This is a genomic window from Streptomyces sp. P5F9 (genome assembly GCF_057961495.1).
In genome coordinates this window covers 1-4759 of record NZ_JBXVPZ010000617.1, presented here as the reverse complement: position 1 = coordinate 4759, position 4759 = coordinate 1, and the positions used below count along the sequence as shown (strand labels likewise).

Annotated in this window: 6 protein-coding genes; 3 read left to right on the top strand and 3 right to left on the bottom strand. The window is 71.8% G+C overall.

Annotation, left to right across the window (positions count from 1 at the left end; translation table 11 throughout):
* A partial coding sequence (locus AC31A1_RS46990) for a TetR/AcrR family transcriptional regulator (RefSeq protein ID WP_489659190.1) occupies positions 1–592 on the bottom strand: 592 nt, incomplete at its 3' end.
* Positions 593–691: 99 nt separating this feature from the next.
* Here AC31A1_RS46990 and AC31A1_RS46985 point away from each other — a divergent pair.
* Positions 692–1537: a patatin-like phospholipase family protein gene (locus AC31A1_RS46985; RefSeq protein WP_489659192.1), complete on the top strand. Its 846-nt coding sequence runs from the start codon at positions 692–694 to the stop codon at positions 1535–1537.
* Between the two features lie 483 nt (positions 1538–2020).
* Positions 2021–3244 carry a cytochrome P450 family protein gene (locus tag AC31A1_RS46980; RefSeq protein ID WP_489659189.1) on the top strand — a complete coding sequence of 408 codons (1224 nt, stop codon included), beginning with the start codon at positions 2021–2023 and terminating at the stop codon, positions 3242–3244.
* Here the strand turns inward: AC31A1_RS46980 and AC31A1_RS46975 are convergent.
* Both AC31A1_RS46975 and AC31A1_RS46970 read right to left on the bottom strand, forming a co-directional pair.
* Positions 3241–3900, bottom strand: coding sequence for a ribonuclease FAU-1 family protein (locus AC31A1_RS46975; RefSeq protein ID WP_489659188.1), 660 nt, complete (start codon positions 3898–3900; stop codon positions 3241–3243). The two genes, AC31A1_RS46980 and AC31A1_RS46975, sit on opposite strands and share 4 nt — an antisense overlap.
* A 25-nt stretch (positions 3901–3925) precedes the next feature.
* Positions 3926–4084 carry a helix-turn-helix domain-containing protein gene (locus AC31A1_RS46970; protein ID WP_489659191.1) on the bottom strand — a complete coding sequence of 53 codons (159 nt, stop codon included), beginning with the start codon at positions 4082–4084 and terminating at the stop codon, positions 3926–3928.
* 44 nt (positions 4085–4128) lie between these two features.
* Between AC31A1_RS46970 and AC31A1_RS46965 the strand changes: the two genes are divergently transcribed.
* Positions 4129–4759: UbiD family decarboxylase domain-containing protein (locus tag AC31A1_RS46965; protein WP_489659187.1), on the top strand; the 631-nt coding region annotated here is incomplete at its 3' end.

Below are 4759 nucleotides of genomic sequence, written 5' to 3'. Positions count from 1 at the left end.
TCGCGGGGCCGGCGCGCAGGCCGTCGAGAAGGAGTGCGAGGGGGCGGCGCCAGGCGTCGGGGCCGGCGGCCGCCGTGAGGGACGGGACGGTGCGGCCCAGGGCGGCGAGGGCGAACAGGACGTCCTCCGGGGTGACATCCTCACGGACCGTGCCCTGGTCGCGGCCCCGGCACAGCAGCAGTTCCACGGTGTGCCGGTTGTGGGCGTGCACTGCCTGGAGCGATTCGACGCCGTCGAGATGGGTGGTCATCAGGTCGTTGGTGCCGCGGTCGGCGGCCAGACCCGTGAAGACGGTCTCCAGGTAACCGGTCAGCCCGGCCCGCGCGTCCTCGGCGACGCGCGCCTGCTCGCCCACGGTCATCGTGTCCGTGAGCAGGTCGCGGAACACCGCGTCCACCAACGCGGCACGAGTGGGGAAGTGCCGGTACAGCGTCGCGTTGCCGATGCCCGCGCGGCGGGCGATCACGTCGATCGGTGCGTGCAGCCCCTGCTCGGTGAAGACGGCGTGGGCGGCCTCGATCAGCAGCTCCCGATTGCGTTGCGCATCGCGGCGTCGCGCAGGTGCCGTCGCGTCGTTCGGGCCCGTCATCATCGTCCTCCGAGCTGGTGGGGAGTGCTCCCCGGTAGTGATGCTATCGTCGATCCATCAAGTGGGGAGCAGTCCCCACTTTGGCGACGAGGGGGTGGCGTCATACATGGCACGGCACTTGTCCTGGGTGGTGGTGGGCCTGTCGGCGGGGCGTGGATGACCGGGGTGCTCGCGGGTCTCGCGGAGGCCGGTGTCGACCTCGACCGAGCCGACGTGATCATCGGCACCTCCGCGGGCGCGATCTTCGGCGCCCGGCTCGCTGCCGGTGAGACACCGCAGGAGTCGTACGAACGGCAAGTGACCCGCGCCGACAAGGTGGAGCTGCGGGTCAGCATGGCCCAGACGATGCGCTTCCTGTGGGCGGCGCTGGGATCCCGCGATCCGCAGCGCTCCGTACAACGGCTCGGCCGTGCCGCCCTCGCCGCCCGCACCGGACCCGAGTCCGAACTCCTCGACGCGGTCGGCACGTTGCTGCGCGGCGCACGGGACTGGCCCGACCGCGCCCTGCGCATCACAGCCGTCGACGCCACGACCGGGGCCCTGGAGACGTTCGACGCCGACTCGAAGGTCCCCCTCCTCGAAGCGGTCGCCGCGAGCTGCGCCGTCCCCCTCGTCTCACCGCCCGTCACAGCCACGGGCCGCCGCTGGATCGACGGCGGCAGCCGCACGACCGCCAACCTCCACCTGGCCGCCGACCATCCTCACATCCTGGCCGTCGCACCGATCCCCACGGCGGTCGGCCCACACCCCAGCGCCCAACAGCAGGCGGCCCAACTCGCCGCCCAGGGAGCCGAGATCACCCTCCTGACCCCCGATCGCGCGGCCCGACGCGCAATGGGCCGCGACCTGACCGCCGACGCCCGCCGTCCGGCGGCCGCACAGGCCGGCTATGCCCAGGCGACGGCCCTCGCGCACGCGGTGCATGCCGTATGGCGCGGCGGTGTGTGACCGGCCCGGCCCTGAGCGGCCCCCGTATCGATCGAAGGGGAGTGCTGTGCCGGACCTCCGATCGCGGGGCCGGGCATGCGGTGGGCCGCGATGTGACCGCCGACGCCCGTGGCCCGGTGGCCGTCCGGCCCGGTACGCGCAGGCGACGGCCCTCGCGCACGCGCTGCACGCCGTGTGGCGCGGCGGCGCGTGACCGTCCGACCCTGAGTGCCCCGTAGCCAACGAAAGGAGTGCCGTGCCTGACTCCCGATCGCGCGGCCCCACACGCGATGGGCCGCGCCTTGACCTCCGCCGCCCGGCAGCGGCCCGAGCCGGCCACGCCCACGCGACGGACCTCGCTCACGCGGTGCACGCCGTAGGGCGCGACAGCGGGTGACGGCAACGCCCTGTGTTCCGGCGGGTCGATCGTCGCGCGGGCTATGGCGCGTGCCGTACCGACCGATCACGACCCGCACATCCCCGGTGACCATCGAAAGGAGTGCCGTGACGGCACCCACGTTGCAGGACCTGACCCCCGACGGCCTCGACCTGACCGCCGATCCTCACCTCGTGTACGCGGCCCTGCGTGAGCGCGGGCCCGTGCACCGGGTTCTGGTGCCAGGCAGCGGGGAGGCCTGGCTGGTCGTCACCCGGGACGCGGCCCGCGCCGCGCTCACCGACCCGCGCCTGCGCAACGACATCCGGCACTCCTCGACCTGGCAGGACGACGGCGGCCACGCCCTCGGCAGGAACATGCTGCAGACCGATCCGCCGGACCACACGCGTCTACGACGGCTGGTCGCGGGTCACTTCACACCCGCGCGGACAGCCGCCCTCCGGCCGCGCATCGTGGAGATCGCCGTCGATCTGCTCGCCGAGCTGCCGGCACGGGGGACGGCGGACCTGGTGAGCGGGTACGCCCTGCCGCTGCCCGTCACGGTGATCAGCGATCTGTTCGGGGTGCCCGTCACTGACCGCACGGTGTTCCACGCCTGGTCGAACGAGCTCGTCATGCCCGCCTCGCCCGAGTCGGGTGCCTCGGCCGCCGCCGCTCTGAGCGGTTACCTGGCCGAGTTGATCCACCAGAAGCGCGGCACACGCGAGGCCGACCTGCTCGGTGATCTGGTCGCCGCGGCCCGTGAACCCGCCGCCGAGTCGGCCCTCACCTCCGAGGAACTCCTCGGGATGGCCTTCCTCCTGCTCGTCGCCGGGCACGAGACGACCGTCAATCTGATCTCGGCGACCGTCCATGCCCTGCTCACCCACCCCGATCAGCTTGAACTGCTGCGTTCCGAACCGGACTTGGCCGGTGCCGCCGTGGAGGAGGCGCTGCGCCACTACTCGCCCGTGCACGCCACCGCCTTCCGTTTCGCGGCCGAGTCCCTGGACCTCGCCGGCACCCGCATCCCGGCCGGGGACGCGGTGCAGATCTCCCTGGCCGCGGCCTCCCGTGATCCCCTCCACTTCCCGGAACCCGACCGCTTCCACCTGCGGCGCCGAGGGCCCGGACACCTTGCCTTCGGCCACGGCCTCCACCACTGCCTGGGAGCACCCCTGGCCCGCACCGAAGCCGCCATCGCCGTACGCCTCCTCCTGCACCACTGCCCGGACCTCGCCCTCGACACCGACCCCGCGACACTGACATGGCGAACGAGCACGCTGCTGCGGGGCCTGAGCGAACTGCCGGTGCGTATCGGCCCGTCAGGAGAACCCGACGGTACCCACTAGTCCAAGTCCAGTACGCCGATGGGCAGTTGAGGGTCGGGCCAGTGGGGTTCGTAGAGCCACTTCCCCAATCCCCGTTCCGCGGCGAACGGCCCGACACCCCCCTCGATCATCGCGACCGTCTCCTCGCGAGCCTTCTCCACCGCCCGGTGATCGGCCTCGCTCACCACCCCCAGCCGGCGGCCCTGGGCGTACTCGTCCTCGTCCTTCCAGTCCCACCGCGACAGGTCGGGCGCGACCACAAGGTCCAGCAGCAGGTCGAAGGTGTCGAAGCCGATGGGTGTGCGGCGCATCGGATGCTGGAAGTTGACGTACCAGTGCGTGAGGCGGCCGTCTCCCGTGGCCTCGAAGAACGCGTTGACGCTGAACCATCTGTCGGGCGGCACCCATTGGAGATGGGCTGTGTCCCGCCAAGTCCAGTGGCCGAGCTGCCAGTTGCCGTCGGCCAGGTTCGGCAGGGCGCGCAGTCGTGCGGGTTCGTCGCCGGTGAGGAGCGATTCGATCCAGGTCGTCGGGGCCAACGACTCCGCGCCCGGCCGGCACCCCAGAACCAGCGCCTCGGCGGTGTCCTCGACGACCCGTAACGCATGGGCACTCCACACCTTCCGCCGGAACACATCACGCCGTACGGCGGTCTCACCCGGCTTGAACTCCCGCATACCCACCTCCAGTTGCTCGGGTGACTCATCTCTGCCCGCGTGCCGCCGCCCGGAACTCCAGCGGCGTACGACTCTCCCGCTTGCGGAAGAACTTCGCGAAGTCGGTCGGCTCGCCGAAGCCGAGCGTGCGGGAGACGTCCGCCGCCGTCGCGTCGGTGTGGACGAGGAGGCGCTTGGCGTCCAGGAGGATGCGGGCGGATCACCGAACAGGTCCTGCCCGAAACGGACTTGGCCGCCGTCAACGCGGCCGGACGCATCGGCGAAGGCGCCCCGGCCCTCTGCTTCGACAACGTCAAGGGCTTCACGGACGCCCGTATCGCGATGAACGTCCACGGTTCCTGGCGCAACCACGCCCTCGCCCTCGGGCTGCCCCCGGACACCTCCGTGCGTGAGCAGGCCGAGGAGTTCGCCCGCCGCTGGGACGCCTTCCCGGTCGTACCGGAGCGCCGCGAGGACGCGCCCTGGCGGGAGAACACCCAACAGGGCGCCGACATCGACCTGTTCAAGGTCCTCCCGCTGTTCCGGCTCAACGACGGCGACGGCGGTTTCTACCTCGACAAGGCCGCCGTGGTCTCCCGCGACCCGCGCGACCCCGACCACTTCGGCAAGCAGAACGTCGGCACGTACCGGATCGAGGTCATCGGCCGCGACCGCCTCGCCTTCCAGCCGGTCCCCATGCACGACGTGGCCGAACACCTGCACGCGGCAGAGGAGTTGGGCGAGGACCTGCCCATCGCGATCACCCTCGGCAACGACCCCGTCATCACGATCGTCGCCGGCATGCCGATGGGCTACGACCAGTCCGAGTACGAGATGGCCGGCGCCCTGCGAGGAGCCCCCGCCCCCATCGCCACCGCCC

Excerpts from the sequence above, each read along its gene's own strand:
- AC31A1_RS46975 (WP_489659188.1), bottom strand. The coding sequence starts at position 3,900 with ATGCGGGAGTTCAAGCCGGGTGAGACCGCCGTACGGCGTGATGTGTTC.